This window comes from Streptomyces sp. NBC_00080 (assembly GCF_045041255.1).
Lineage (GTDB): Bacteria > Actinomycetota > Actinomycetes > Streptomycetales > Streptomycetaceae > Streptomyces > Streptomyces coriariae.
Genome location: NZ_CP108235.1, coordinates 613,238 through 639,467, shown reverse-complemented (window position 1 = coordinate 639,467; position 26,230 = coordinate 613,238). Strand labels below are relative to the sequence as shown.

The 26,230-nt window shown below is 71.2% G+C and carries 12 protein-coding genes; 9 read left to right on the top strand and 3 right to left on the bottom strand.

Features of this window, described 5'->3' with window-relative positions; genetic code table 11:
- The first annotated feature begins 89 nt into the window (after positions 1-89).
- On the top strand, positions 90-2,453 hold the full coding sequence (locus OHU34_RS02760; RefSeq protein WP_405764423.1) for an AbfB domain-containing protein: 2,364 nt from the start codon (positions 90-92) through the stop codon (positions 2,451-2,453).
- A gap of 99 nt (positions 2,454-2,552) precedes the next feature.
- Here the strand turns inward: OHU34_RS02760 and OHU34_RS02755 are convergent, their stop codons facing one another.
- Positions 2,553-2,723, bottom strand: coding sequence for a hypothetical protein (locus OHU34_RS02755; protein WP_160160074.1), 171 nt, complete (start codon positions 2,721-2,723; stop codon positions 2,553-2,555).
- 115 nt (positions 2,724-2,838) lie between these two features.
- On the bottom strand, positions 2,839-6,114 hold the full coding sequence (locus OHU34_RS02750; protein WP_142270356.1) for a LamG-like jellyroll fold domain-containing protein: 3,276 nt from the start codon (positions 6,112-6,114) through the stop codon (positions 2,839-2,841).
- Positions 6,115-6,859: 745 nt separating this feature from the next.
- Between OHU34_RS02750 and OHU34_RS02745 the strand changes: the two genes are divergently transcribed.
- Together OHU34_RS02745 and OHU34_RS02740 are read left to right on the top strand one after the other, a co-directional pair.
- Entirely contained in the window at positions 6,860-10,018 is a 3,159-nt protein-coding gene (locus OHU34_RS02745) for an AfsR/SARP family transcriptional regulator (RefSeq protein ID WP_405764420.1), read from the top strand.
- Between the two features lie 226 nt (positions 10,019-10,244).
- Positions 10,245-11,078 (top strand): class I SAM-dependent methyltransferase, encoded by an 834-nt coding sequence (locus OHU34_RS02740; protein ID WP_142270357.1) that lies wholly within the window; start codon positions 10,245-10,247, stop codon positions 11,076-11,078.
- 154 nt (positions 11,079-11,232) lie between these two features.
- Here OHU34_RS02740 and OHU34_RS02735 read toward each other — a convergent pair whose 3' ends face one another.
- Positions 11,233-14,661, bottom strand: coding sequence for a CARDB domain-containing protein (locus tag OHU34_RS02735; RefSeq protein WP_142270358.1), 3,429 nt, complete (start codon positions 14,659-14,661; stop codon positions 11,233-11,235).
- Between the two features lie 539 nt (positions 14,662-15,200).
- On the opposite strand from OHU34_RS02735, the gene OHU34_RS02730 reads away from it, so the two are divergent.
- From OHU34_RS02730 to OHU34_RS02705, 6 genes are all read left to right on the top strand, one after another.
- Positions 15,201-19,484 carry a discoidin domain-containing protein gene (locus OHU34_RS02730; protein WP_405764417.1) on the top strand — a complete coding sequence of 1,428 codons (4,284 nt, stop codon included), beginning with the start codon at positions 15,201-15,203 and terminating at the stop codon, positions 19,482-19,484.
- Positions 19,485-19,583: 99 nt separating this feature from the next.
- Positions 19,584-20,594, top strand: a complete 1,011-nt coding sequence (locus tag OHU34_RS02725; RefSeq protein ID WP_142270360.1) for a LacI family DNA-binding transcriptional regulator — start codon at positions 19,584-19,586, stop codon at positions 20,592-20,594.
- Between the two features lie 338 nt (positions 20,595-20,932).
- Entirely contained in the window at positions 20,933-22,348 is a 1,416-nt protein-coding gene (locus OHU34_RS02720) for an ABC transporter substrate-binding protein (RefSeq protein ID WP_405764413.1), read from the top strand.
- Between the two features lie 147 nt (positions 22,349-22,495).
- Positions 22,496-23,458 carry a carbohydrate ABC transporter permease gene (locus OHU34_RS02715; RefSeq protein ID WP_230193857.1) on the top strand — a complete coding sequence of 321 codons (963 nt, stop codon included), beginning with the start codon at positions 22,496-22,498 and terminating at the stop codon, positions 23,456-23,458.
- A 19-nt stretch (positions 23,459-23,477) separates the two neighbouring features.
- Positions 23,478-24,353, top strand: a complete 876-nt coding sequence (locus OHU34_RS02710) for a carbohydrate ABC transporter permease (protein ID WP_142270363.1) — start codon at positions 23,478-23,480, stop codon at positions 24,351-24,353.
- A gap of 173 nt (positions 24,354-24,526) precedes the next feature.
- Positions 24,527-26,143, top strand: coding sequence for a glycoside hydrolase family 13 protein (locus OHU34_RS02705; protein ID WP_230193856.1), 1,617 nt, complete (start codon positions 24,527-24,529; stop codon positions 26,141-26,143).
- The last annotated feature ends 87 nt before the right edge of the window (positions 26,144-26,230 follow it).

The following is a 26,230-nucleotide window of genomic DNA, read 5'->3' as shown; positions in this document are numbered from 1 at the left end:
GCCACCGAGTCCGGTGCCGGCCGGCCGGACCTTCCCCGGCCGCCTTCTGCACGCGCACGTCTCCCCACCCCACGAGTCAAGGAGGCACGATGCGTCGAGTACCCGCAGGCCGAAGGCTGTCGGCCTGGACGGGACGACGAGCGCGGTGGGCCACCACCGCGCTCGCCGCGCTCATCCTGGTCGGCGGCACGGCACTGACCGCCACCGCCCCCGCGGCCGCCGCCGCACAGGCGTGGACGCCCAAGCCGTCGCCCATGACCACCCCGTGGACGAACCAGGTCCCCACCGACACCCCCCTCCCCGAATATCCACGCCCGCAGCTGACCCGCCCGGACTGGGCCAACCTCAACGGCATCTGGGACTTCGCGGTCACCTCGGCGGACGCCGGCCAGCCCGCCTCGTTCACCGAACAGATCCGGGTCCCGTTCGTCGCCGAGTCCGCGCTCTCCGGCATCCAGCGCAAGATCACCCAGAACGACAAGCTCTGGTACAAGCGCGGCTTCACCGTCCCGACGAACTGGAACGGCCGACGCGTCCAGCTCAACTTCGGCGCCGCTGACTGGCGCACCACCGTCCGGGTCAACGGCCGCCAGGCCGGGGCCGTCCACAGCGGCGGCTACGACGCCTTCTCCTACGACATCACCGATCTGCTGAACGGCGGCACCAACACCCTCGTCGTCTCCGTCTGGGACCCCACCCAGACCGGCTCCCAGGCCGTCGGCAAGCAGCGCATCAACGACGTCGCCCCGCACGCCGGGGGCGGCATCTTCTACACCGCCGCGTCCGGGCTCTGGCAGACGGTGTGGCTGGAGCCGACCGCGCCCGCGTACGTAGGCCGCCTCGACCTGGTCCCGGATCCGGCGAACAGCCGCCTCAAGGTGACCGTCCGGGGCACCGGTACCAGCGGTCACCAGGCCCGCGTCACGGTCTCCGCCGGCGGCACGACCGTGGGCACGGCCACCGGCGCCGTCGGTACCGAGTTCACCGTGCCCGTCCCGAACCCGCACCTGTGGAGCCCTGACGACCCGTTCCTCTACGACGTCAGGGCCGACCTGCTCTCCGGCACCGCGACCGTCGACTCCGTCGGCAGCTACACCGGCATGCGCACCATCGGCCTGGCCGGTGTGGGCGGCATGCAACGCCCGCTCCTGAACGGGAAGTTCGTCTTCCAGACCGGCACCCTGGACCAGGGTTACTGGCCGGACGGCATCTACACCGCACCCACCGACGCGGCCCTGAGGTACGACCTGCAGAAGCACAAGGACCTGGGCTTCAACATGGTCCGCAAGCACATCAAGGTCGAACCGCAGCGCTGGTTCTACTGGGCCGACCGGCTCGGCCTGCTGGTCTGGCAGGACATGCCGGCCATGGACCTGCGCACCCCCGACACGGCTGCGCGCGCCCAGTGGGAGGCCGAGTACGACCGTGTCATCGACCAGCATCGCAGCTCCCCGTCCCTGGTGATGTGGGTCGACCAGAACGAGGGCTGGGGCCAGTACGACCAGGCCCGCATCGCCGCCAAGGTCAAGGCGTACGACCCGACGCGCCTGGTGAACAACATGAGCGGCGTCAACTGCTGCGGCTCGGTCGACGGCGGCAACGGCGACGTCGTGGACCACCACGTCTACGTCGGCCCCGGCACCACCGTGCCCAGCGCGACCCGCGCCGCCGTGCTCGGCGAGTTCGGCGGGCTCGGGTTCAAGGTCGCCGGACACGAGTGGTACCCCGGCGGCGGCTTCAGCTACGAGGACCAGCCCGACCTCGCGCACCTGAACAACCGGTTCGTCGGTCTGCTGGACGCGATCCGCGAAGTGCGCATGCCGCGCGGCCTGTCGGCGTCGGTCTACACCGAGATCACCGACGTCGAGAACGAGGCCAACGGCCTGCTCACCTACGACCGTCAGGTGGTCAAGGTCGACGAGGCCAGGGTCAGGGCCGCCAACCGCGCGCTCATCGACGCGTCCCAGGCCTCGACCACCCCGGTCACCCTGCCCGCCGGCCAGTACAGGTCGCTGCGGGTGACGACCCCCGGCCACACCGACCGGTACCTGCGCCACAGGGACGGCGCGGGCTTCACGGAGGTCGTCACCGCCGGCAGCGACGCGTTGCTGAAGAACGACGCCACCTGGAAGATCGTTTCCGGACTGGCCGACAGCGGCTGCTACAGCTTCGAGTCGCGCAACTACCCCGGCCAGTATCTGCGTCACCGCGAGTACCGCGTCTACAAGGAGTCCGGCAGCACGGACCTGTTCCGCGCCGACGCCACCTTCTGCCCCGTCCGCGGCGCGAACGGCGCCGTGCGGCTGTCCGCGTACCACTTCCCGGAGCAGTATCTGCGGCACTACAACGCCGAGTTGTGGCTGGCCACGCCGGGCGGTACGCACACCTGGGACAACCCCGCCCTGTTCGCCGAGGACACGACGTGGTCCGTGGAGGTGCCCTGGGCGCCGTGACCCCGGCACAGCCGCCGACGGCAGCGGTCCCGGTGGGCCGGGGGAGACCTTTCCCCGGCCACCGGGACCGATCTCGTGCGCCTCGGGCCCGGCTGAGCCTCAGCGTGACGGGAACGTCCACGACCGGCGGATCCAGATGCCGAGCAGCTTCTGGCCGTCGCCGTCGTCGGCCACGTCTCCCTGGGCCGACAAGGAAATGGTGAAGGAGCTTCCCCTGGTGCCCCGCATCCAGGGGCCGTTACCGGTGCGCACGTACGTGGACTGCTGCATGCGGCTGGTGTACCGGTTCCGGCCGGAGCATCGGCCGGTCGAGGTCGGGCCCGAGCAGGAGCGCGGCCTCGCCCCGTGAGGGACAAGGCCGCCACCGTCTGCCGAACACGGTGCCTCAGGGCTTCTCCTGCGCGTGGAGGGTGCTCACCTCCTCGGTGGTCAGTGCCCGGTCGACGGCGTGGACCTCGTCGACCGCGCCGTTCCAGAAGTCGACGTTGGCGCCGTCCCAGTGGGCGCGCCCCACGGTCAGCGGACCGGTGCTCGGAAGAGCGGTGCCGCCGGTGGTCGTCGCCGCGAGCCTTCCGTCGACGTACAGCCGGATCTGGTTGCTCGTGGCGTCCCGCACGCCGACCAGGTGGTACCAGCGGCCCGTCTCCGCGGCGACGGCCACCTGGGCGCGGTGCTCGCCGGGCGTGCTGAAGGCGAAGGTGCCGTGGCCGTACTGGAGGTAGAAGGAGTTGGCCGTGGCGCGGGAGTCCTGACTGACCGCGGTGGCGTAGTTGCCGGGGATCGCGTCGAGCCGGACCCAGGCGGCCACCGAGTAGCTGCCGCTGGTGTCGAGCACCGGTCCCGCGGTCTCGGCGTACTGCTTCAGACCGTCGAACTCCAGGGCGCTGCCGCTGATGCCGGGGGTCCAGGAGGCACCGCCGTGGAGGGTGAGAGGCCTGGCGTTCGGGCCCTCGTCCTTGGCGAGGGTGCCGGTGCCCTCGTCGAGGCTCCAGTGCCCGCCGCCCTTCAGCGGCCCCGCGCGGCCCGCGGCGGCACCGGCGGCGATCACCTCTCGGTTGATCTTCCGCACCTGGTCGGGATCGACCTTTGTCTCGCGGCGGTCGTATGTGTACAGGCCGTTCAGCTCGTTCTCCAGGTCGGTGATCTGCGTGTACACCGAACCCGACAGTTCGGCGCCGGCCTGCTCGACATAGAACTGCCGGGTGTTCTCGACGTACTTGCGGGTCAGCTCCTCCTTGGTGTTGACACCGCTGTAGATCACCGTCGGGGCGCCCGGCCACATGTGGCCCGGCGTGCGCAGGACGAAGCCGCCGTGCTCACCGTCCATGGCCGCCCGGCCGTCGTCGGGGAAGGCGGGGTCGGTGTTGTTGTAGTCGTGGTGGTCGATGATGTCGCCCTTGCCCGAATCCCCCTTGGAGTTGCAGCAGTTGACGCCGCTGTGGGCGTTGACGACGCGGGACGGGTCGGCCGCCTGGACGGACTCGGTGATGCGGCCGGTCTCCTCGCGGTTCCACTCGCCCCAGCCCTCGTTGAACACGATCCAGCCGATGACCGAGGGCGAGTTGTGGTGCTGGCGCACGATCTCCTTGCCCTGGTCGACGAACGCCTTCTGGCCGGTGGCGTTGGTGAGGTTCCCGGAGACGAAGTCCTGCCAGACCAGCAGGCCGAGCCGGTCCGCGTGGTAGAACCAGCGCTGCGGCTCGACCTTGATGTGCTTGCGGACGGCGTTGAAGCCGAGCTTCTTGTGTGCCTCGAGGTCGAAGGCCAGGGCTTCGTCGCTGGGCGCGGTGTAGAGGCCGTCGGGCCAGAACCCCTGGTCGAGGGTGGCGAGGGAGAAGATCGGCTTGCCGTTGAGGACGAGCTTGTCGAAGCCGCCCACCTTCTCGATGCCGACCTCGCGCATGCCGAAGTAGCTGCCGACCCTGTCGGTGGACCTGCCGTCGGTGAGCGTGACGTCGAGGTCGTAGAGGTAGGGGTCGTCCGGGCTCCACAGATGCTGCTTCGCCACCGGCAGGCGCAGTGCGCCGCCCGCCGGTCCGGTGACCTTGCCGACGACCTTCCCGCGGGTGTCGCGGGCGACGGCCTCGACCCGGGCGGCGGGGGAGGCGTCCTCGGAGTTCACCGTCACCGCGAGGGTGCCGGTGTCGATGTCGGGCGTCGTGACGATGCCGTCGATCGCGGCGGACGCGACGGGCTCCATCCAGACGGTCTGCCAGATGCCGGACGTCTGGGTGTAGAAGATGCCGCCCGGGTTCGTGGACTGCTTGCCCATGGGCTGGTCGGCGCCTCCGGTGTCGGTGACGGCGACGACGATCTCCTGCGGGCCGGTGCCCTTGAGCGCGTCGGTGATGTCGGCGCTGAAGGCGTTGTAGCCGCCGGTGTGTTCGGCGACCTTCGTGCCGTTGACATAGACGCGGGCCTGGTAGTCGACGGCGCCGAAGTTGAGCTTCAGCCGGTCGGCCCGGCCGTTCCCGCCCACCTTCCAGCTCTTGGGCACGTCGACGAGCCTGCGGTAGAACATGTGGTCCTCGTGCCGCTCGAGACCGGACAACTGCGACTCGACCGGGAACGGCACGATGATCGTCTCGTCGAGCTTCTTGCCGAAGACCGGCTCCTCTCCGGCCTCGGCCGCGCCGAACTGCCAGGGCCCGTTGAGGTTCTTCCACCGGGACCGCACCTGCTGGGGGCGCGGGTACTCCGGCAGCGGGTGCTTCTTGTCGAGGTCGTCGCCCCACTCGGTGGTGAGCCGATGGGAGGAGGCGTTGTCGGCGTAGCGGATGACCTTCGGCACGCTCTCGCCTCCGGCCGTCAGCCCGCCCTCACCGTCGTAGAAGGCCCTGACCAGTTGGCTGCGCTGGATCGGCTCCGTGAGGTCGACGTCCAGGGAGGTGGGGTCGCCGGGGACGGCCGTCACCGCTCTGATCGGCATGGCGGTCGTGTCGGCCTCGACCTTCAGATGGTCCTTGACGCCCTGGAGACCGCCCACCCGGCCTTCGAACCGGGCGCGCAGCCGCCGTCCGTTCTCGGCGACCGACATCTCGACCGGGTACACCTCGAAGTCGGCCGGTGGGGTGAACGCGGACATCGGCACGATCTGCTTGGACATCGTCGGTGTCGACCAGCGCAGGTACATGTTGGCGCCACCGGTGTCCTGGAACAGTTCCAGACGGAAGTCGTGCTGCTCGCCGGCGGTCAGCCGGACGGCGGCGCCGGTCTGCTCCCGGTCCCAGTCGCCCACCCAGTGGTCGATGACGGGCCGATCGTCGATGTAGAGCCGGAAGCCGTTGTCACCGATGGCGTAGAAGGTGTAGTCACCGGTGGCCGGCGCCTCGATACGGCCCGTCCAGCGTGCGGTGGTGTGCTCGGTCCGCCCGGTCAACTCCTCGAAGGTACCGGTCAGTCCGGAGAAGTTGATCTGCGGGTCGAGCAGGGTGCCGCCGAGCCGGTCGAAGTCCCGGGCGCCGGGCGCCGACATGCTGAAGTACTCGCCCTTCAGGCCGTGCGTCTCGACGGCGGCCTGTTCGGCGGCGGGAGCCGACGCGCTGCTCGACGGCTCCGCGGCGGCCGCGGTGGGAAGCAGCCCGCTCGGGGGCAGGATCAGGGCCGCCGCTGCGAGCAGCGCCCACACTCTGGCTCTGGGGCGGGTGGCGTGTCGTGTCATCGAACCCTTCCTCGTACAGAGGCCGTGACCACGCCCGGCGGGAGTGCGGGCTCCTGGCCGGGAGCCCGCGGAGGACAACTGCACACCGGTGTCGGGACGCTCGGTCAAGCGGCCTTTTCAACGTTGGAAATTCTGTGACAGCGGTATGACAGCACGCTCACAGGGGAGTGTCCAGACCTCGCGCAGCGCTCCGTCCGCCGCCGTCCCCACACACCACGTGGGGTGCGGCCGGCCGCGGTGGCGCCCGACAGGGGACGCTCGTCGAGTGCCGCGGGGCCGCGGACGGGCTGCTCACCCCCGTGGGAGCAGCCCGTCCGCGGTGAGCGCAAGGAGCACCGTGAGGAGTGTCCTTCGCGCCGTGGATGGGTTCACACGCACCAGTTGTTCGAGGCGACGTCGTGCCGGTGCACGGTGTTCGCCGGGGAACCGTCGTACCAGCCCCGGGAGAGCACGAGGAGATTCGTGTGGTCGCCGGGGTCGCCCGAGCCGTTGACGCCGAGGTGGCCGCACGGTCCTCCGGACGGACAGTCCGGAATCCGCTTCGTTCTCAGTGTTCCTCCATCAGCCGGTGGCCCGCCCGCGGGACTCAAGTCCGCCTGTGGTGAGGCGGGTTGGTTGCCAGGAACACGGTGCACCGGGGAGGTGGTCGACAACCTTGCGCAAACCTTGCCTCGCAGGTGGCCGGATGGTTGGGTGACGCCTGGTGGGGATGGGCGATGCGCGCAGGGTGGGGCGGGGAGACGGCGTGACGGGATTTCGGCTGCTGGGGCCTGTGGAGTTATGGGCGGCGGGCCGCCCTGTGGATCTGGGCCCCGCCAAACGGCGTACGGTCCTGGCGGCGCTGCTGGTTGACGCGGGCCGCTGGGTGGCGGCCGAGACGCTGATCGACCGGGTCTGGGGCGAGGACCCGCCCGCACAGGTGCGCGCCACGCTCTACGCCCACATCGCCCGGGTCCGCCGTGTCCTTGTGGAGACGGCCCCGCACCTCACCGGCGGCGCCGAAGTCCCGCCCACCGCACCGTCGTTGCTGCGCGGCTCGGGAGGCTACCGGCTCGACGTGCCCAGGGACCTGGTCGACGTGCACCGTTTCCGGAGCCTGGTCGAGCGGGCCCGGCGGACCGACCGCTCCGATGCGGTACGGGTGTCGACCCTGCGGGAGGCGATGGGCCTGTGGCAGGGCGAGCCACTGGCCGGACTGCCCGGCGACTGGGCGGCACGCACCCGGGAGAGCTGGCTGCATCAGCGCCTCGACGCCGTCCTGGCCTGGGCGGACGCCGAACTCCGCGTGGGCGGCCACGTCGTGGTGGTCGACACGCTGTCGGTCCTGGTCGCCGAGCACCCGCTGACCGAGCCGCTCGCCGTGGCGTTGATGCGGGGGCTGCACGCCGCCGGGCGCGCCCCGGAGGCGCTCGCCTGCTACGCCGCCCTGCAAAAGCGGCTGGCCGACGAACTGGGAACCGCTCCGGGAGCCGAGGCGCGGCGGGAACACGCGGCGATCCTGAGCGGCCGGGCGGCCGCACCGACCGCCCGTCGCACACCGCCCGACACAGGCACAGGCACAGGCACCGGCACCGGCACCGGCACCGGCACCGGCACCGGCACCGGCACGAGTACGGCCACGGGCACCGGCGTCGGGAGCGTCGGCCCCGTGCCCGCACAACTGCCCATGGAGGCGGCGGGGTTCACCGGTCGCGAGGAGGAACTGGCGCGGCTGGAGAAGGTCCTGGTCGCGGCAGCGGAACGGCCGACGGCGGTGGTGGTCTCGGCGGTGTCCGGGACGGCGGGCGTGGGCAAGACGGCCCTGGCGGTCCACTGGGCGCACCGGGCCCGGGACCGCTTCCCGGACGGCCAGTTGTACGTGAACCTGCGCGGCTACGACCCCGAGCGGCCCATGACCGCCCTCGACGCGCTGGGCCGGTTCCTGACCGCGCTCGGGGTGTCCGGACAGGACATCCCACTGGAGGCGGACGACCGCGCGGCGCGCTACCGCACCGAGGTCGCGGGGCGGCGCATGCTGATCGTTCTCGACAACGCCGCCACCGTCGAGCAGGTCCGCCCGCTGCTGCCCGGCACGGGCTCCTGCGCGGTCCTGGTCACCAGCCGCGACAGCCTCGCCGGGCTGGTCGCACGCGAGGGCGCCCACCGCCTCGACCTCGACCTGCTGCCCGCCGCCGTCGCCCGCACCCTGCTGCGGCGGCTCGTCGGGCCCCGCGCCGAGGCCGAACCCGACGCCGTGGACGCCCTCGCCGCGCAGTGCGCCCGACTGCCGCTGGCACTGCGGGTCGCCGCGGAACTCGCCGCCGCCCGCCCCGCCACCCCGCTCTCCGACCTCGTCACCGAACTCGCCGACCAGCAGCGGCGGCTGGACCTGCTCGACGCGGACGGCGACCCCCGCGCCGCCGTCGCCGTCGTGTTCTCCTGGTCGCTGCGGCACCTCCCGGCGGACGTGGCGCGCACCTTCCGGCTGCTCGGCCTGCACCCGGGCCCCGACCTCGACGCCCACGCCGCCGCCGCGCTGACCGGCAGCAGCCTGGCGGACGCCCGCCGTGCCCTCGACGCCCTCGCCCGAGCCCATCTGGTCCAGCCCATGGAAGCCGCCCGGTACGGCATGCACGACCTGCTGCGCGCCTACGCCACCCGCCTCGCCACGGCCGAGGACGCGCCGCAGGTCCGCGAGGCGGCGCTCGACCGGCTCTTCGACCACTACCTCGCGACCGCGGCCGCCGCCATGAACTGCCTCCACCCGGCAGAGGCCCACTTACGGCCCGCCGCTCCCGAACCCGCCACGCCCGTGCCCGACCTGTCCGATCCCGACGCCGCGCGCGCCTGGCTGAACACCGAGCGGACGTGTCTGACGGCGGTGTCCGCCCACACCGCCGCCCGCGGCCGGCCCACCCACGCCATCCGGCTCTCCCTCACCCTGTACCGCTACCTCATCAGCGGCCATCACACCGACGGGCTCACGATGCACGGCCACGCCCGGGACGCCGCTCGCCTGATCGCCGACCCGGTGAGCGAGGCCCGGGCGCTGCTCGGCCTCGGCACCGCCTACTGGCAACTGGCCCGACACGAACCGGCACGTCAGCACCTTCAGGAGGCGCTGACGTTGTTCCGGCACGCCAGTGACCCGACCGGCCAGGCCCGTGCCCTGGTCAACCTCGGCCTCCTCGAGGAACGGGTGGGCCGCTTCCTGCCCGCCGTCGCCTACCTGGAACAGGCACTGTCGCTGTACCGGAGCGTCGACGACCGGTGGGGCGAAGCGATCGCCCTCAAGGACCTGGCCTCCGTCGAGGGACAGTTGGGCCGCTACGGACAGGCCGCCGACCATCTCCAGCAGGCCCTGACCCTGCTCCGGCTGGCCGGCAACCCCTACCTGGAAGCCCATGCGCTCAACGACCTCGGCACGGTCGAGACGCGACTCGGCCGGCTGGGGTCGGCCGCGCGGCGCCAGGAGCAGGCCCTCGCCCTGTTCCGCGAAGTCGGTGACCGGTACGGCGAGGCCGGGGCGCTGCACAGCCTCGGTGTCGTCCACTCGCGGCGGGACCAGCACGCGCAGGCCGCCGAATGCCAGCGGCAGGCGCTCACCCTCTACTGCCAGAACGGCGACCGGGACGGCGAGGCCAGGGCGCTCAACGGGCTCGGCGAGGCCGTCTGCGCCGCCGGCCGGCCCGCCGAGGCCCTCGTCCACCACACCGACGCCCTCGCCATCGCCGAGGACATCGGCAGCCCGGGCCAGCAGGCCCGCGCCCTCGGCGGACTCGGCGCGGCCCATCACGCGCTCGGCGACACCGCCCCCGCCCAGTGCCGCTACGAGCGTGCGCTCACCCTCTACGTCGAACTAGGCATGCCCGAGGCCGACGCCATCAGGACCAGGCTGGCCACGGTGACCGGGCCCCGTCCTTAGCCTCGGCCGGGTCGGTCGGGCCTGCGCACCGCAGCGCCGCACGGCCGCCGCACGGCGATAATGCGGTGCGGCAGTCCCGTCCGCAGGCGGGGCGGGGCGGGGCGGGTCGAACCGTGAGACAGTCGTGAGAAGGCGCCGGAGTCGGCGAGGCTCGGGCGCGGCGGTCCGAGGCGGTGGCCCCCGCCCGGAACCGAAGGTGAACGGTGCCGCAGCGGAGGGATCCGTCATGTCCGAGGCGAGTGAGGCGACCCGGGCCGACCGGGCCCTGAAGGCGAAGCACCGAGCCATGTGGGCACTGGGTGACTATCCCCTCGTGGCCTCGGACGTCATCCCGGACCTGGGATCGGAGCTGGTGCGCGAGAGCGGCGTGCAGCCGGGGACCCGGATGCTCGACATCGCGGCCGGTTCGGGGAACGCCGCCATCCCCGCCGCCCTCGCCGGGGCCGACGTGGTGGCGGTGGACCTGACCCCGGAACTGCTGGAGGCCGGTCGCCGGCTCGCCGCGGAGCGGGGTGCCAAGCTGGAGTGGCGCGAGGGCGACGCCGAGGAACTGCCGTTCGCGGACGCGGACTTCGACACCGTGGTGTCCTGCGTCGGCGTCATGTTCGCTCCGCACCACCAGCGGGCCGCCGACGAACTGGTCCGCGTCTGTCGACCCGGAGGGAAGATCGGCCTCGTCAACTGGACTCCGGAAGGCTTCATCGGGCAGATGTTCGCCGCCATGCGCCCGTACGCGCCCCCGCCACCGCCCGGAGCGCAGCCGCCGCCGTTGTGGGGTGACGAGGGCCACGTGCGTTCTCTGCTCGGCGACCGTGTGACCGGCGTCGACGCCCGTCGTCAGGTGCTGCGCATCGACACGTTCTCCGGCCCGGAGGACTTCCGGGAGTTCTTCAAGCGCTGCTACGGCCCGACCCTCGCCGTCTACGCCGCCATCGCCGACGACCCCGACAAGGTGACCGCCCTCGACACGGCGCTCGTGGAGCTGGCCGCCCGGCACCTCGCGGACGGGGCCATGGACTGGGAGTACTTGCTGGTCACGGCCGACAGGGTCCCCGACTAGACGGGGTGCGACCGGACGGGGTGCGACCGGACGAGGTCGAACGGCGCTCGCGTTCGAGCGGGCGATCCGCGGAGCGGGGGCGTAGCGGTACGGCGTGGGAGCGGTACGGCGAGGGAGCGGTGGGCCCCGCTCTCGGGGGGCCCACCGGTCGTGCTCAGTAGGCGTCGCGTCGTCCCGTCGCCCCGTTCGGGGTGCCGGTGATCGTGAACTGCGAGCCCGGTTCGATGAGTACGTCCCCCTGGGCCGAGCCGGTGATCGTCACACCGGACAGGGTGGCGCTGCCGCGGGCGCCACTCATCGCGAGGATGCCGGAGCCGTTGTCGGACCTGTCGATGCGCACGTTCGTGATCTTCACGCCCGGCATCGCGCCGCCACCCGTCTTGAACTGGATGCCGTCGTACGTCGAGTCGTGGATCTCGGTGTCCCGGATGGTGACGCCCGGGATGTCCTGGCCCTGAGCGAACAGGGTGATCGCGCCGAACTCCTGGTCCTCGTTCCAGAACGCGCCGCCCGCGCGGTACAGGGCGTTGCCCGCGATCAGGGTCTCACCGGTGAAGGGCAGCGGGTCGTGGTCGGTGGCCAGCATGATGCCCGGGTAGTTCATGGTGTCGGAGACGATGTTGTTCTCGATGGTGTTGCCGTAACCGCCGTACACCGCGATGCCGTTGGCCCGCCAGGGCAGCTGGATCGTGTTGTTGCGGAAGTGGTTGTCGTGGCCGACGTCCACCGAGGTGTCCTTCACGTACTTGCTGGCCCACACGGCGAGCGCGTCGTCGCCGGTGTTGCGGAAGGAGGAGTTGTAGACGGTCGAGTTGCGGGTGCCGTTGGCGAAGTTGATGCCGTCGGCGTAGGTGTCGCGGATGCGTACCCCGGAGAACTCCAGGCCGTCGCCGGGGCCCCACAGCTCGGGGATGTTGGAGTAGTCGCGGCCTGCCCAGACACCGACGTTGGCGTGCTCGATCCACACGTTGGTGATCTTCGTGCCCTTGCCGAAGCGGCCGTTGAGACCGACGCCGCCCTCGGCGTTGCCGTCGCCGCCGCGGATGGTGCCCGAGCCGAAGATGGCGATGTCGGAGATCTGGGTGTTGGAGTCGATGTCGAAGCCGAAGTTGCCCTCGTGCGGGTGGTTGATGCCGCCCGCCTCCTGCGGCGGGGTCAGCGTGTACAGCTGGGAGTGCCACATGCCCGCGCCGCGGATGGTGACGTCCCGGATGCCCACCTGGTTGAACTGCCCCCGGTTCAGCGGGTCGTCGGTGAGGATCTTCTGCTCCTGACGCCACTGCCCGGCCGGGATCCACACGCAGGAGATCTGGCCGTTCTGGTCGGCGGTGACCGCCCGCTGGATGGCGTCGGTGTCGTCGAGGCCGTCGTTGGGTACGGCGCCGTACTCCGTGATCGAGGTGCAGGCGGCCGGCTTGGACGCGGCGGGGGCCACCTGCTCCAGGTCGACCAGGTCGATCACCTGGAAGGCGGCCGAGTCGCCCGCGTCGCGCTGGAGGCGGAACACGGTGCCCGCCGGATAGCTCTTCGACAGCAGCGCGTGTGACTCGTCGAACAGGCGCCGCGCGTCGCCGCCCGGCCGGTTGGTCAGTCCCTCGGGGTCGTCGGTGGTGCCGTACAGCCAGCTGTGCTTGGACGACAGGGACAGCTTCTGCACGAAGGCGCCGTCCGCGTACAGGCTGACGGTGGCGTCCGCGCCGCCGCCGGACGCGGAGTCCGGGACGGAGTTGCGCACCACGAGGGAGTTGGCCGCGTTCGTGGAGGTGAATTCCACGTACTGGCCGGTCGAGGTGAGCCGGACCGAGCTGCGGCCGGAGGACTCGGTGGCGAAGTTGGTGTGCCCGAAGGTCCGTTGGGCGTCGGCGGTGAGGAGGGTGCCGGTGTACCGCCCGTCCTCCGCCTCGTACTCGGTGTAGGGCACGGCGGCGCCGCGGCCGACCACCAGGGACTTGGTGAGGACGTTGTTGTTCTCGTTCGTCTCGGCGACGACCCCGGTGGCGTCGGCGGTCGCGGTGAGGGTCGCCCCGCCCGCGGTGGCTGTCCAGGTCCCGCTGATCGCCACGTTCACCGTGGCGTCGGGGGCCACCTGGCCGGTGGTGCCGTCGAGGGTGGTCGAGCCGACCCGGACCCGGGTCACCGAGCCGGCCGGAGCGGCGCTGATCCCGCGGTTGTGCAGGGCGACGGCGAAGGAGACGGCCTGGCCGACGGCCGGGTTGGCCGGGCTGGTGGTGATCGAGGCCACCTCCAGGTCGGGGCCGGGTGCCTGGGTGACGACCAGTCTGTTCGCGGACGTACGGCTGTTGTTGCTGTCGTCCAGCTCCGGAACGGTGTTCCGGGGGTCGACGACGGCCGACACGCCGTAACTGCCCGCCGCTCGGGTACCGGTGGCGACGTCCACGGTCGCCGAGGCGCCCGGGTCCAGCGCCGGGACGGCGGCGCTGCCGGCGATCGTGCCCTCCACGCTGACGTCGACGGTGGTGGCGGCGGAGCGCGCGGTGCCCGCGTTGCGCACGGCGGCCTTGACGGTGACCGGCTCCCGCTCGCTGGGCGCGGCCGGCGTCCAGTCGAGCGTGGTGACCGTCAGGTCGGGCGCGGGGGCGGCGGTGCCCACGACCTGGAACTCGGCGACCTGCCCGCCGGGCGCACCGGAGTTGGCGGTGAAGTGCAGCCGTACGTCGGACCAGCGGCCGCTGACCGGGACGGTCACCGTGTTGCCGCTCGCCGGGCTGAAGGAGTACGACTTCGCGGCTGCCAGCGAGGTGAAGCCGCTCGCGGACTGCTGCCGGCCGAGGACCTGGATGGTCTGGGTGCGGGCCGCCCATACCGGGTCCGGGTTGAGCTTGACCACCACGCCGGTCACGTCGGCGTCGGCCCCCAGCGCGACGGTGAGATCCGAGGGGTGACCGGCCGCCTCCCAGTAGGTGGAGACGGAGTCGTCGGTGGCGTTGGCGGCGACATAGGTCTGTGCGGTGGAGGTGGCCTCGACCGGCTTGTTGCGGGCCAGGTTGGTGCCGGCGGGTGGCGGGTCGCCCGGGTCCGTGCCGCCGTCCTCGCCGTACACCTCCAGCTCGGAGAGTTGCGCGGCGTTCCAGCCGGTGTTGCCGGAGACGTCGACGCGGACGTACCGCACGTCCGCGGGGGAGGCCAGGGCGACGGACACCGTGTTGGCCCGGTCCGGGTCGAACACCCGGACCGCAGAGGTCGCGAGAGTACTGAAGCCGGAGCCGTCGCTGCTGCCCTGCAGCGACAGGGTCTCGTTGCGGCTGCCCCAGCCGGTCGGGAGTTTGAGCACCACCCGGTCCACCTCCCGGGCCGCGCCGAGGTCGACCTGTGCCCATTGCGGGAAGGACCCCGCCGGGCCCTCCCAGTAGGAGGCCTGGACACCGTCGGTGAGGTTGCGGGCGGGGTACTCGGCGTGCGCTCCGCCCGCCGTGGCGGGGCGGCCGAGGGCGAGGTTGACGTCGGCCGCGGCGGGAGCCGCCTGGGCGGGGGAGGCGAAGGCCAGCGGAAGCAGGCCGGTCGACAGGAGCCCGGCGACGACCGCGCCGGTCACGGGCCGACGGCCCGGTGGTCTCCAACTCATGGGGTCCTCTGTTCGGTCGGTGAACACGGGGGAGGGCACGGCGGGTCGGCCCTGGAGGTGCGGGGAGACGCGGGAGGTGCGGGAGGTGCGGGGAGACGAGTGCGGGAGCAGCCCCGAGGGGCCGACCCGAGGTGGGAAACGCCGGCCGTGCACGCAAATTGAGTTGAACGGTCGATTCTTTGCGGAAAGTACGCCCACAGGTTTCTAGCGTGTCTCCGCTTTGTCAACGGTCCCGGCAGTAGCGGGAGTTGGCCACGCAAGCGGCTTGCGTTGCTTGCGGATCCGCTTGCGTCATCGTGAAAGCCCGCACGAAAGTCGCTGATCCCGGCCCATGGGCAGGTCGTCAGGGGATGAGCGGTCGGATCCACCGCTGTCCCGACGGTGGACGAACCCCTAGCGGTCTGCAACTCTCTGAGCGATTCACGCAAAAGCGGTGCCCTGTCCCGCACATTGAGGCGTGTCCGGTGCACCGTCGAGCCGACCCATCCAGCAACCGCGTCCCTCCGCGCCACGGCGGACGGGACGGAGATCGGGGAGAGATGAGACCGAAGCGCAGGGGATGGCGGGCCATGGCCGCCGTCCTCACGACCAGCCTGCTGATGCTGGGCGCGTCGTCACTGACCGACGCCTCGGCGGCCGACGGCCCCAACCTCGCTGCCGGACGGCCCACCGCGGCCGCCAGCGCACACACCGAGTACGCCGCCCGCAACATCACCGACGGCGACCAGAGCTCCTACTGGCAGAGCGCGGGCGGCGACCTGCCGCAATGGGTCCAGACCGACCTGGGCTCCACCGCCCGGGTCGACGAGGTCGTGCTGAAGCTGCCCGCGTCCTGGGAGACCCGCGGCCAGACGCTGTCCGTGCAGGGCAGCGCCGACGGCACCGGCTTCACCACCCTGAAGGCGTCCGCCGCCTACACCTTCAGCCCCGGCGCGGCCAACACCGTCACGGTGGCCTTCCCGGCCGGGCAGACCCGCTACGTACGGATCGAGATCACCGCCAACACCGGCTGGCAGGCCGCCCAGCTCTCGGAACTCGAGGTGCACGCGGCGGGCGAGTCCTCCACCGACCTCGCCCGCGGCCGCACCCTCACCGCGAGCAGCCACACCGAGACCTACGTGCCGTCCAACGCCGCGGACGGCAACAAGGCCAGCTACTGGGAGAGCCGCAACAACGAACTCCCGCAATGGATCCGGGCCGACCTCGGCTCCTCCCTCGGCGTCGACCGGGTGGTGCTCAAGCTGCCCGACGGCTGGGGCGCCCGCACCCAGAGCCTGAAGATCCAGAGCAGCGCCAACGGGACCGACTTCACCGACCTGACGGCGTCGAGGGCGTACCAGTTCGCCCCGGCCGACGGGAACACGGTGACGATCACCTTCGACACGGCCACCACGCGGTACGTCCAGGTCCTGGTCACCGCCAACACCGGTCAGCCGGCCGCCCAGCTGTCCGCGCTGGAGGTCTACGGCCCGGCGACCGGCGACACCCAGGCGCCCACCGCTCCGGCGAACCTGGCCTTCACCGAGCCTGCCACCGGGCAGATCCGGCTGACCTGGAACGCCTCCACCGACAACACCGCCGTCACCGGCTACGACGTCTACGCCGACAACGAACTGCTGACCTCGGTCGCCGGCAACGCCACCACGTACACCGACACCCGCCCCGCGAGCGTCACGGTCGCCTACTTCGTGCGCGCCAAGGACGCCGCCGGGAACGTCTCCGGCAACAGCAACACCGTCACCCGCCGCGGCGCGACGGGTGACACCCAGGCGCCCACCGCTCCGGCGAACCTGGCCTTCACCGAGCCTGCCGCCGGGCAGATCCGGCTGACCTGGAACGCCTCCACCGACAACACCGCCGTCACCGGTTACGAGGTGTACGGCAACAACACCCTGCTGACCACCGTCGCGGGCAACGCCACCACGTACACCGACAACCGCCCCGCCACCGTGACCGTGTCCTACGTCGTGCGGGCGAAGGACGCCGCCGGGAACGTCTCCGGCGACAGCAACTCCGTCACACGGACCGGCACTTCCGGCCCCGGCTCCAACCTCGCGGTCGGCAGGCCCATCACCGCCTCCTCGACCGTGCACTCCTTCGTGGCCGAGAACGCCAACGACAACTCCACCAGCACCTATTGGGAGGGCTCCGGCCACCCCGCCACACTGACCGTGCAGCTCGGCGCCGACGCCGACGTCACCTCACTGGTCCTGCGCCTCGACCCGGACAGCTCCTGGGGCCCGCGCACCCAGACCGTCCAGGTGCTCGGGCGTGAGCAGTCCGCGAGCGGCTTCACCTCGCTGGTCGCCGCCAAGGAGTACGCCTTCAGCCCGGCGAGCGGCAACACGGTGACCATCCCGGTCGCCGCCCGCGTCGCGGATGTCCAGTTGCGGTTCACCGCCAACTCCGGTGCCCCGGCAGGGCAGATCGCCGAGTTCCAGGTGATCGGCACCGCCGCACCCAACCCCGATCTGCAGGTCACCTCGCTGACCGCCTCACCGGCCTCGCCCGTCGAGTCGGACACCATCACCCTGTCCGCCACCGTCCGCAACAGCGGCGAGACCGCCGCGCCCGCGAGCAGCCTCGCGCTGCGGCTGAACGGCACCAAGGTCGCCACCGCCCCCGTGGGCGCCCTGGCCGCCGGCGCACAGACCACCGTCAGCGCCTCGATCGGCGCCCGCGAGACGGGGACCTACCAGCTCAGCGCCGTCGCGGACGACGGCGGCACGGTGATCGAGCAGAACGAGACCGACAACACCTACACGGCGCCCACCGCGCTCACCGTGCGCCCGGTCAGCAGCTCCGACCTGGTCCCGGTGGTCACCACGTCCCCGTCCGGCCCGGCCGCGGGCGACACGGTCACCTTCCGGGTCGCCGTGCGCAACCAGGGCACCGTCGCCTCGGCGAGCGGCGCCCATGCCCTCACCCTCGCCCTGGTCGACTCCAAGGGGGCGACCGTTCGCACCGTGACCGGCTCTCACGACGGGGCGATCGCCGCCGGTGCCACCACCGCACCGGTCACCCTCGGCACCTGGACCGCCGCCAACGGCACCTACACGGTGCGCGCCACGGTCGCGGCCGACGGCAACGAACTCCCCGTGAAGCGGGAGAACAACACCGTCGAGCAGTCCCTCTTCGTCGGACGCGGCGCCAACATGCCGTACGACATGTACGAGGCCGAGGACGGCGCCACGGGCGGCGGCGCCACCACCGTCGGGCCCAACCGCACCGTCGGCGACCTCGCGGGCGAGGCGTCAGGACGCAAGGCCGTCACCCTCGACGGCACCGGCCAGTACGTGGAGTTCACCACCCGGGCAGCCACCAACACCCTGGTGACCCGCTTCTCCATTCCCGATGCCGCGGGCGGCGGCGGCACCGACGCCACCTTGAACGTCTACGTCAACGGCACTCTGCGCAAGGCGCTGCCGCTCACCTCGCGGTACGCCTGGCTGTACGGCGCCGAGGCCTCGCCCGGCAACGCGCCGTCCGCGGGAGCCCCGCGCCACATCTACGACGAGGCGCACCTGATGCTGGGCGAGACCGTCCCGGCCGGTGCGAAGATCCGGCTCCAGAAGGACGCCGCCAACACCTCGCGCTACGCGATCGACTTCGTCAGCCTGGAGCAGGCCGCGCCCGTCGCCAACCCCGACCCGGCGGCGTACGCCGTCCCGGCCGGTTTCACCCACCAGGACGTGCAGAACGCCCTCGACCGGGTCCGTATGGACACCACCGGCAAGCTCACCGGTGTCTATCTGCCGCCGGGCGCCTACCAGACCTCGTCCAAGTTCCAGGTGTACGGCAAGGCCGTGCAGGTGGTCGGCGCCGGACCCTGGTACACCCAGTTCCACGCCCCGGCCGGCCAGGAGAACACCGACGTCGGCTTCCGGGCCGAGGCGAGCGCCAAGGGCTCCGCGTTCCGCGGCTTCGCCTACTTCGGCAACTACACCTCGCGCATCGACGGGCCGGGCAAGGTGTTCGACTTCGCCAACGTGTCGGACATCGTCATCGACAACACCTGGACCGAGCACATGGTCTGTCTGTACTGGGGCGCCAACACCGACCGGATGACGGTCAGCAACGCGCGCATCCGCGACACCTTCGCCGACGGCGTCAACATGACCAACGGGTCGACGGACAACCACGTCGTCAACAACGAGTCCCGCTCCTCCGGCGACGACAGCTTCGCGCTGTTCTCGGCGATCGACGCGGGCGGCGCCGACATGAAGGACAACCTCTACGAGAACCTGACCTCGCTGCTGACCTGGCGGGCCGCGGGCATCGCCGTGTACGGCGGCTACGACAACACCTTCCGCAACATCCACATCGCCGACACCCTGGTCTACTCCGGCATCACCATCAGCTCGCTGGACTTCGGCTATCCGATGAACGGCTTCGGCACCGATCCGACGACGGTGGAGAACGTCTCCGTGGTCCGCTCCGGCGGGCACTTCTGGGGGGCCCAGACCTTCCCCGGCATCTGGCTGTTCTCCGCGTCCAAGGTGTTCCAGGGCATCCGCGTCAACGACGTCGACATCATCGACCCGACCTACTCCGGCATCATGTTCCAGACGCAGTACGTCGGCGGCCGGCCGGTGAACCCGATCAAGGACACCGTCCTCACCGACATCTCGATCACCGGCGCCCGCAAGAGCGGTGACGCCTTCGACGCCAGATCCGGCTTCGGACTGTGGGCCAACGAGCTGCCCGAGGCCGATCAGGGTCCGGCGGTCGGCGAGGTCACCTTCAACGGGCTGCGCCTGAACGGCAACGCCGTGGACATCCGGAACACCACCTCCACCTTCAAGATCAACATCAATCCCTGAACGTCGGTCCGCAAGAGAGTCATGGATCCTGACGGGAAATGAACATGGTGGCCCTGGTTGGCGCAAGCCGTTTGCGCGGCTTGCGCTAGCCTTGCGCCCATGACGCGACGACTTGCTCAGGTTGCCAAGAAGGTAGGGGTCAGCGAAGCCACGGTCAGCCGGGTGCTCAACGGCAAGCCGGGGGTATCCGAGACCACCCGTCAGTCGGTGCTGACGGCACTGGATGTGCTCGGCTACGAGCGCCCCACCCAACTGCGCGGCGAACGCGCCCGCCTGGTGGGACTCGTCCTGCCGGAGCTGCAGAACCCGATCTTCCCGCTGTTCGCCGAGGTGATCGGCGGCGCACTGGCCCAGCAGGGGCTGACACCCGTGCTGTGCACCCAGACCAAGGGCGGCGTCTCCGAGGCGGACTACGTCGATCTCCTCCTTCAGCAGCACGTCTCCGGCGTGGTCTTCGCCGGAGGGCTGTTCGCGCAGGCCGACGCCCCGCACGACCACTACCGGCAGCTCGCCGAGCGGCAGATCCCGGTGGTCCTGATCAACGCGCCCATAGCGGAGCTGGACTTCCCCTGTGTCTCCTGCGACGACGCCGTCGCGGTGGAACAGGCCTGGCGCCACCTCTCCCTGCTGGGCCACGAGCGCATCGGGGTCGTCCTCGGGCCCCGCGACCACATCCCCTCCCGGCGCAAGCTCGCCGCCGCCCAGGCCGCGGCCGAGGCGGCCGGCTCCCCGCTCCCCGACGACCGGGTGGCGCGCTCGATGTTCTCCCTGGAAGGCGGTCAGGCGGCCACTTCGCGCCTGCTGGACCGCGGGGTCACCGGCATCATCTGCGCCAGCGACCCGCTGGCCCTCGGCGCCATCAGGGCCGCCCGGCGGCGCGGTCTCGCGGTGCCTGAGCAGGTGTCCGTCGTCGGCTTCGACGACTCCGCCTTCATGAACTGCACGGAACCCCCGCTGTCCACCGTGCGCCAGCCCATCGAGGCCATGGGGCGCGCCGCCGTGGAGCTGCTGTGCACCCAGATCCAGGGCGGCGAAGTGCCGCCCGGTGAGCTGCTGTTCGAGCCCGAGCTGGTCGTACGCGGCTCCACGGCCCAGGCGCCGCGCGACTGACGGAATCCGTCCCGTTCGGCCCCCTCCCGTACCCCGCTCCTCGCGCACACCGCCCGTCACGTCATCGGCCGGCCCACGGACCCTCGTGGGCCGGCCGCGTCATGTCCTCGCCGGTCCGACGGGGCCCGTCCGGGAAGCGGTACGCAATGTTCCGTAGTCGACACCGACTTGTGGGGAATCACCGGGTGTCAGCCGCTCCATCTGCGTTGCTCTGTCAAGCAATTACGAAATCAGCGCGAGATATTGCGCAGTCTTGTTGGCGGTGATTGAGTGTGCGGCGCCCCACCTCGTACTGATGAGGGGGCGCCTTCCACGTTCATGCCCGAAGGGGACCACCCATGAGAAGAGCTCGGTTCCGCCGCACCCGCCGCGCCGGCGCGGTCACCCTCGTCTCCGCTCTCACACTGACGGCGCTCGCCGCCTGCGGCACGAGCAGCAGCGACGACGGCGACAACGGCGACGGGAACAGCGCGAACGCCAACCCCGCCGCGCCGCTGGACCCCAAGACCAAGGTGACCATCACCATCGACTGCATGCCGCCGGCGGCCAAGAAGGCCGAGCTCAAGGAGTGGAACGAGGACGTCAAGGAGTTCAACAAGACCTACCCCGACGTCACCGTGCAGGGCCGCTCCACCCCGGGCCAGTGCCTGGAGCCGCCGCGGTTCACCGCGATGCTCAAGGCGAAGTCCCAACCGGACGTGTTCTACACCTACTTCACCGACCTCGACCAGGTCCTCGACAACGACGGCGCCCAGGACATCAGCGCCTATGTCAACGACAGGACCGTGCCGCTGCTGAAGGACATCGACCCGGACGTACTCGGCTCGCTCAAGAAGGACGGCAAGCTCTACGGCCTGCCCACCAGCAACTACCGGATGGGCCTGCTCATCAACCGCGCGCTCTTCGAGCAGGCCGGCCTCGACCCCGACACCCCGCCCGCCACCTGGGAGGACGTCCGGGCGGCGGCGAAGAAGATCGCCGGGCTCGGCGGCGGCGTGGCCGGCTTCGGCGAGTACAGCGCCGGCAACACCGGCGGGTGGCACTTCACCGCGCAGATGTACAGCCTCGGCGGTGAGGTCGTCGACGCCTCCGGCACGAAGGCCGCGTTCAACGACGCGATCGGCAAGCAGGTCGCCCAGAACCTCCACGCGATGCGCTGGGAGGACGACGCCATGGGCAAGACCCAGCTGCTGAAGTGGGGCGACCTGCAGAAGCAGATCGCCACCGACAAGCTCGGCATGTTCCTCGCCGCGCCCGACGACGTGACCTACATGGTCCAGCAACTCGGCGCCAAGTACGAGAACTTCGGCATGGGCCCGATCCCCGGCGGCAAGAACACCCTCGCCGGCGGCAACAACTACATGATCAAGAAGGGCATCTCGCCCGACAAGGTCAAGGCCGCGATCGCCTGGCTCAACTTCAAGTTCACCACCGTCGGCAAGGGGCAGTACGACTGGGAGCGCACCAAGGCCGACAGCCTCCCCGTCGGACTCCCGCAGCCCAACCTGTGGCTGAACGACAGCAAGACCAAGGACGACGCCGCCCGTCGGCAGTTCGCCACCATGCCGGTGCAGAACTTCAAGGCCTTCATGGACAACCCGGTCCCGGGCAAGGCCGAGCCGCCGAAGGCGCAGGAGATCTACAAGGTCCTCGACAACGTGATGTCCGGCATCCTCACCAACAAGGACGCCGACATCGACAAGCTCCTGTCGACCGCGGAGACCCAGGTGAACCAGGTCCTCGCCAACCAGTGACCCCCGCGGGGCCGGGCGGTCTCCCACCGCCCGGCTCGCGAGCGCGCCGCCGACCCGTCCCCACCGGCGGGCCCGGCGCCCGTCCGCCCCCGTCACGCATCCGGACCGTCCCGTCCGGCGACACCGCAGTCCGACCGAGGAGCACCCATGTCGGCCCCCACCCTCACCCAGGACCCGGCGGCCAAGGAACGCCGTCCCCGCCGGTCGCGTGCCGGCACCGTCCGGCCCCCGGCCGGAGGCCTCGGCAAGGCCCTGCGCCGCAATGTCACCGCCCACGGATTCCTCATCGGCGCGGTGCTCTGCTTCGCCTTCTTCTCCTGGTACCCGATCGTCCGTGAGTTCCTGCTGGCCTTCCAGAAGACCGAGGACGGCCGGGTCAGCTGGACCGGCTGGGACAACTTCGTCACCATCTGGAACGACCCCGCCTTCGGCCAGGCCTGGCGCAACACCCTCTGGTTCACGGCCCTGGCACTCGTCCTGGGCTTCGCCGTCCCCTTCATCACGGCCCTCGTCATCAACGAGTTCCGGCACGGCCAGGGCTATCTGCGGCTCCTGGTCTACCTGCCCGTCATGCTGCCGCCCACCGCCTCGGTTCTGCTCTTCAAGTACCTGTACGACCCCGGGTACGGCATGTTCAACGAGGTGCTGGACGTCTTCGGCGTACCCGCCCGGCAGTGGCTCCAGGACCCCGACACCGCGATGCTCTCCGTCGTCGTCGCCTCCACCTGGATGAACATGGGCGGCGCGACCCTCATCTACCTGGCCGCGCTCCAGAGCGTCCCGGGCGAACTGTACGAGGCCGCCGAACTCGACGGGGCCGGCCTGCTGCGCAAGGTGTGGCACGTGACGATCCCGCAGACCCGACTGATCCTGGCGCTGATGCTGCTCATGCAGATCATCGCCACCATGCAGGTCTTCATCGAGCCCTTCCTGCTGACCGGCGGCGCCGGACCCGAGGGGTCCACCACGACCGTCGTCTACCTGATCTACCAGTACGCCTTCAACTTCAACAACTACGGTGCCGCGGCGGCGCTCGGCCTGATCCTGCTCGTCACGCTGGCCGTCTTCTCGGCCGTGTACGCCAGGCTCAACCGCGCCACGGAAGAGTAGGACCGGGGGAGACACGGACATGTCCACACGCACGCTCATCTCGCCCGCCGCCCTCGCCCGTCCGCGCGGCAGGCTGCTGTACTGGCTGTGCTTCGCGCTCGTCGTCGTCCTGTTCACGCTGGCCTTCCTCGGCCCGCTGTACTGGATGGTGTCCGGCGGGCTCAAGACCACCCAGGAAGCCGTCCAGACACCCCCGACCTGGGTGCCCGGCTCCGTCCACCCGGAGAACTACCAGCGGGCCTGGGAGGTGATGGACCTCGCCCGCCTGCTCCTGAACACCCTGTACTACGCGTTCGGCGCGCTCGTCTTCCAGCTGGTGCTGGACGTCGCCGCCGCCTACTCCCTGTCCAAGCTGCGGCCCGTCCTGGGCAAGGCGATCCTCGGGCTGATGCTCGTCACCCTGATGATCCCGGCGACCGTCCTCGTCGTCCCGCAGTACCTCACGGTGCTGGACATGCCGATCGTCGAGCGCAACCTGCTCAACTCGCCCTGGGCGATCTGGCTGCCCTCGGTGACCAACGCCTTCAACATCTTCCTGCTGAAGCGGTTCTTCGACTCCATCCCCAAGGAACTCCTGGACGCGGCCTCCATGGACGGCGCGGGTCCGCTGCGCGTCCTGTGGTCGGTCGTCCTGCCGATCTCCCGGCCCATCCTCGGCGTGGTGTCGATCTTCGCGGTCGTCGGTGTCTGGAAGGACTTCCTCTGGCCGATGCTGGTGCTGCCCGACCCCACCGGCCAGACCCTCGCCGTCGGCATCTACTCGCTCGCCACCAGCGTGCCCGAGAACGTCCTGATCGCCGCCCTCACCATCGCGTCCCTGCCGACCCTGCTGCTGTTCCTTCTCTTCCAGCGCAACATCATGAGCGGACTGACCGCGGGCGGCCTCAAGGGCTGAATCCGACCTGATCGACCGGCACCGGCGTTCCCCCGCTCTTCCCGCCGACCGCGGGTGCCGCGCCCGCCCGGCCCGTCGGCACCCCTTCCGATCCTCCGCCGCCGCCCCGTATGCGACGCCCCGCTGTCCGGGGCGGCGGCGGAGAACCACCCCTGCCCCGAAAGGACCGTCACGTGGCAGCCCCGCACCCCGACAGGACCCCCGCCCCCTCGGACGACTGGTGGCGTGGCGCTGCCATCTACCAGGTGTATCCCCGCAGTTTCGCCGACGGCGACGGCGACGGCACCGGGGACCTGGCGGGCGTACGGGCGAGACTGCCCTATCTCGCCGAACTGGGCGTCGACGCCATCTGGTTCACCCCCTGGTACCTCTCCCCGCTCGCCGACGGCGGCTACGACGTCGCCGACTACCGCACCATCGACCCCGCCTTCGGCACCCTCGACGAGGCCGAGAAGCTGATCGGGGAGGCCCGGGGCCTCGGCATCCGCACCATCGTCGACATCGTCCCCAACCACGTCTCCGACCGGCACCCGTGGTTCCGGGCCGCGCTTGCCGCCGGACCCGGCAGCCCCGAGCGCAAGCTGTTCCACTTCCGCCCCGGACGCGGCGAGCACGGCGAACTGCCGCCCAACGACTGGCCGTCGCAGTTCGCCGGCCGGACCTGGACCCGGGTCGAGGACGGCGAGTGGTACCTGCACCTGTTCACCCCCCAGCAGCCCGACCTCAACTGGGCCCACCCGGCGGTCCGCGAGGAGCACGAGGACGTCCTGCGCTTCTGGTTCGAGCGGGGTGTGGCCGGCGTCCGCATCGACTCGGCCGCCCTGCCCGCCAAGGACCCCGACCTGCCGGACTTCGTCGAGGGCCGGGACCCCCACCCGTACATCGACCGCGACGAACTGCACGAGATCTACCGCTCCTGGCGGAGCGTCGCCGACGCCTACGACGGTGTCTTCGTCGGCGAGGTCTGGCTGCCGGACGCGGAGCGCTTCGCCCGCTACCTGCGCCCCGACGAGCTGCACACCGCGTTCAACTTCAACTTCCTGGCCTGCCCCTGGGACGCGGGCCGGCTGCGCGCGGCCATCGACGACACCCTGGCCGAGCACGCCCCGGTCGGCGCGCCCGCCACCTGGGTGCTGTGCAACCACGACGTGACCCGCACGGTCACCCGCTACGGCCGTGCGGACACCGGATTCGACTTCGCGACCAAGGAGTACGGCACTCCCACCGACCTGGCGCTCGGCACCCGCCGGGCCCGCGCCGCCGCCCTCCTCGCCCTCGCCCTGCCCGGCTCCGTCTACCTCTACCAGGGCGAGGAACTCGGCCTGCCCGAGGCGGACATCCCACGCGAGCGCATCCAGGACCCGATGCACTTCCGCTCCGCCGGTGCCGACCCGGGCCGTGACGGCTGCCGGGTCCCGCTGCCGTGGACCGCCGACGCCCCGTACGCGGGCTTCGGTTCGCGTGCCGAACCCTGGCTGCCGCAACCCGCGGGCTGGTCGGCGTACGCGGCCGACCTCCAGGCCGCCGACCCCGGCTCGATGCTGGTCCTCTACCGCACCGCGCTGCGGCTGCGCCGTACCGAGGCGGGCTTCGGCGACGGCCCGCTGGAGTGGTTGCCCGCCCCCGCCGGGGTCCTCGCGTTCCGCCGGGCGCCCGGCCTGGTCTGCGTGGTCAACCTGACGGCAGCCCCGGCCACCCTTCCCGAGCATGATCACGTCCTGCTCGCCAGCGGCCCCCTGGATGCCGCGGGCCGTCTGCCGGGCGACACCGCGATCTGGCTGCGCGCGTGAGCGACCCGCAGACCGTCGCCGGGCCGGGGCCGGGGACGGGGCCTTCCCGCCGCCGGCCCGGCGCCGCGGGGGAGCGGCGCCGTGGGG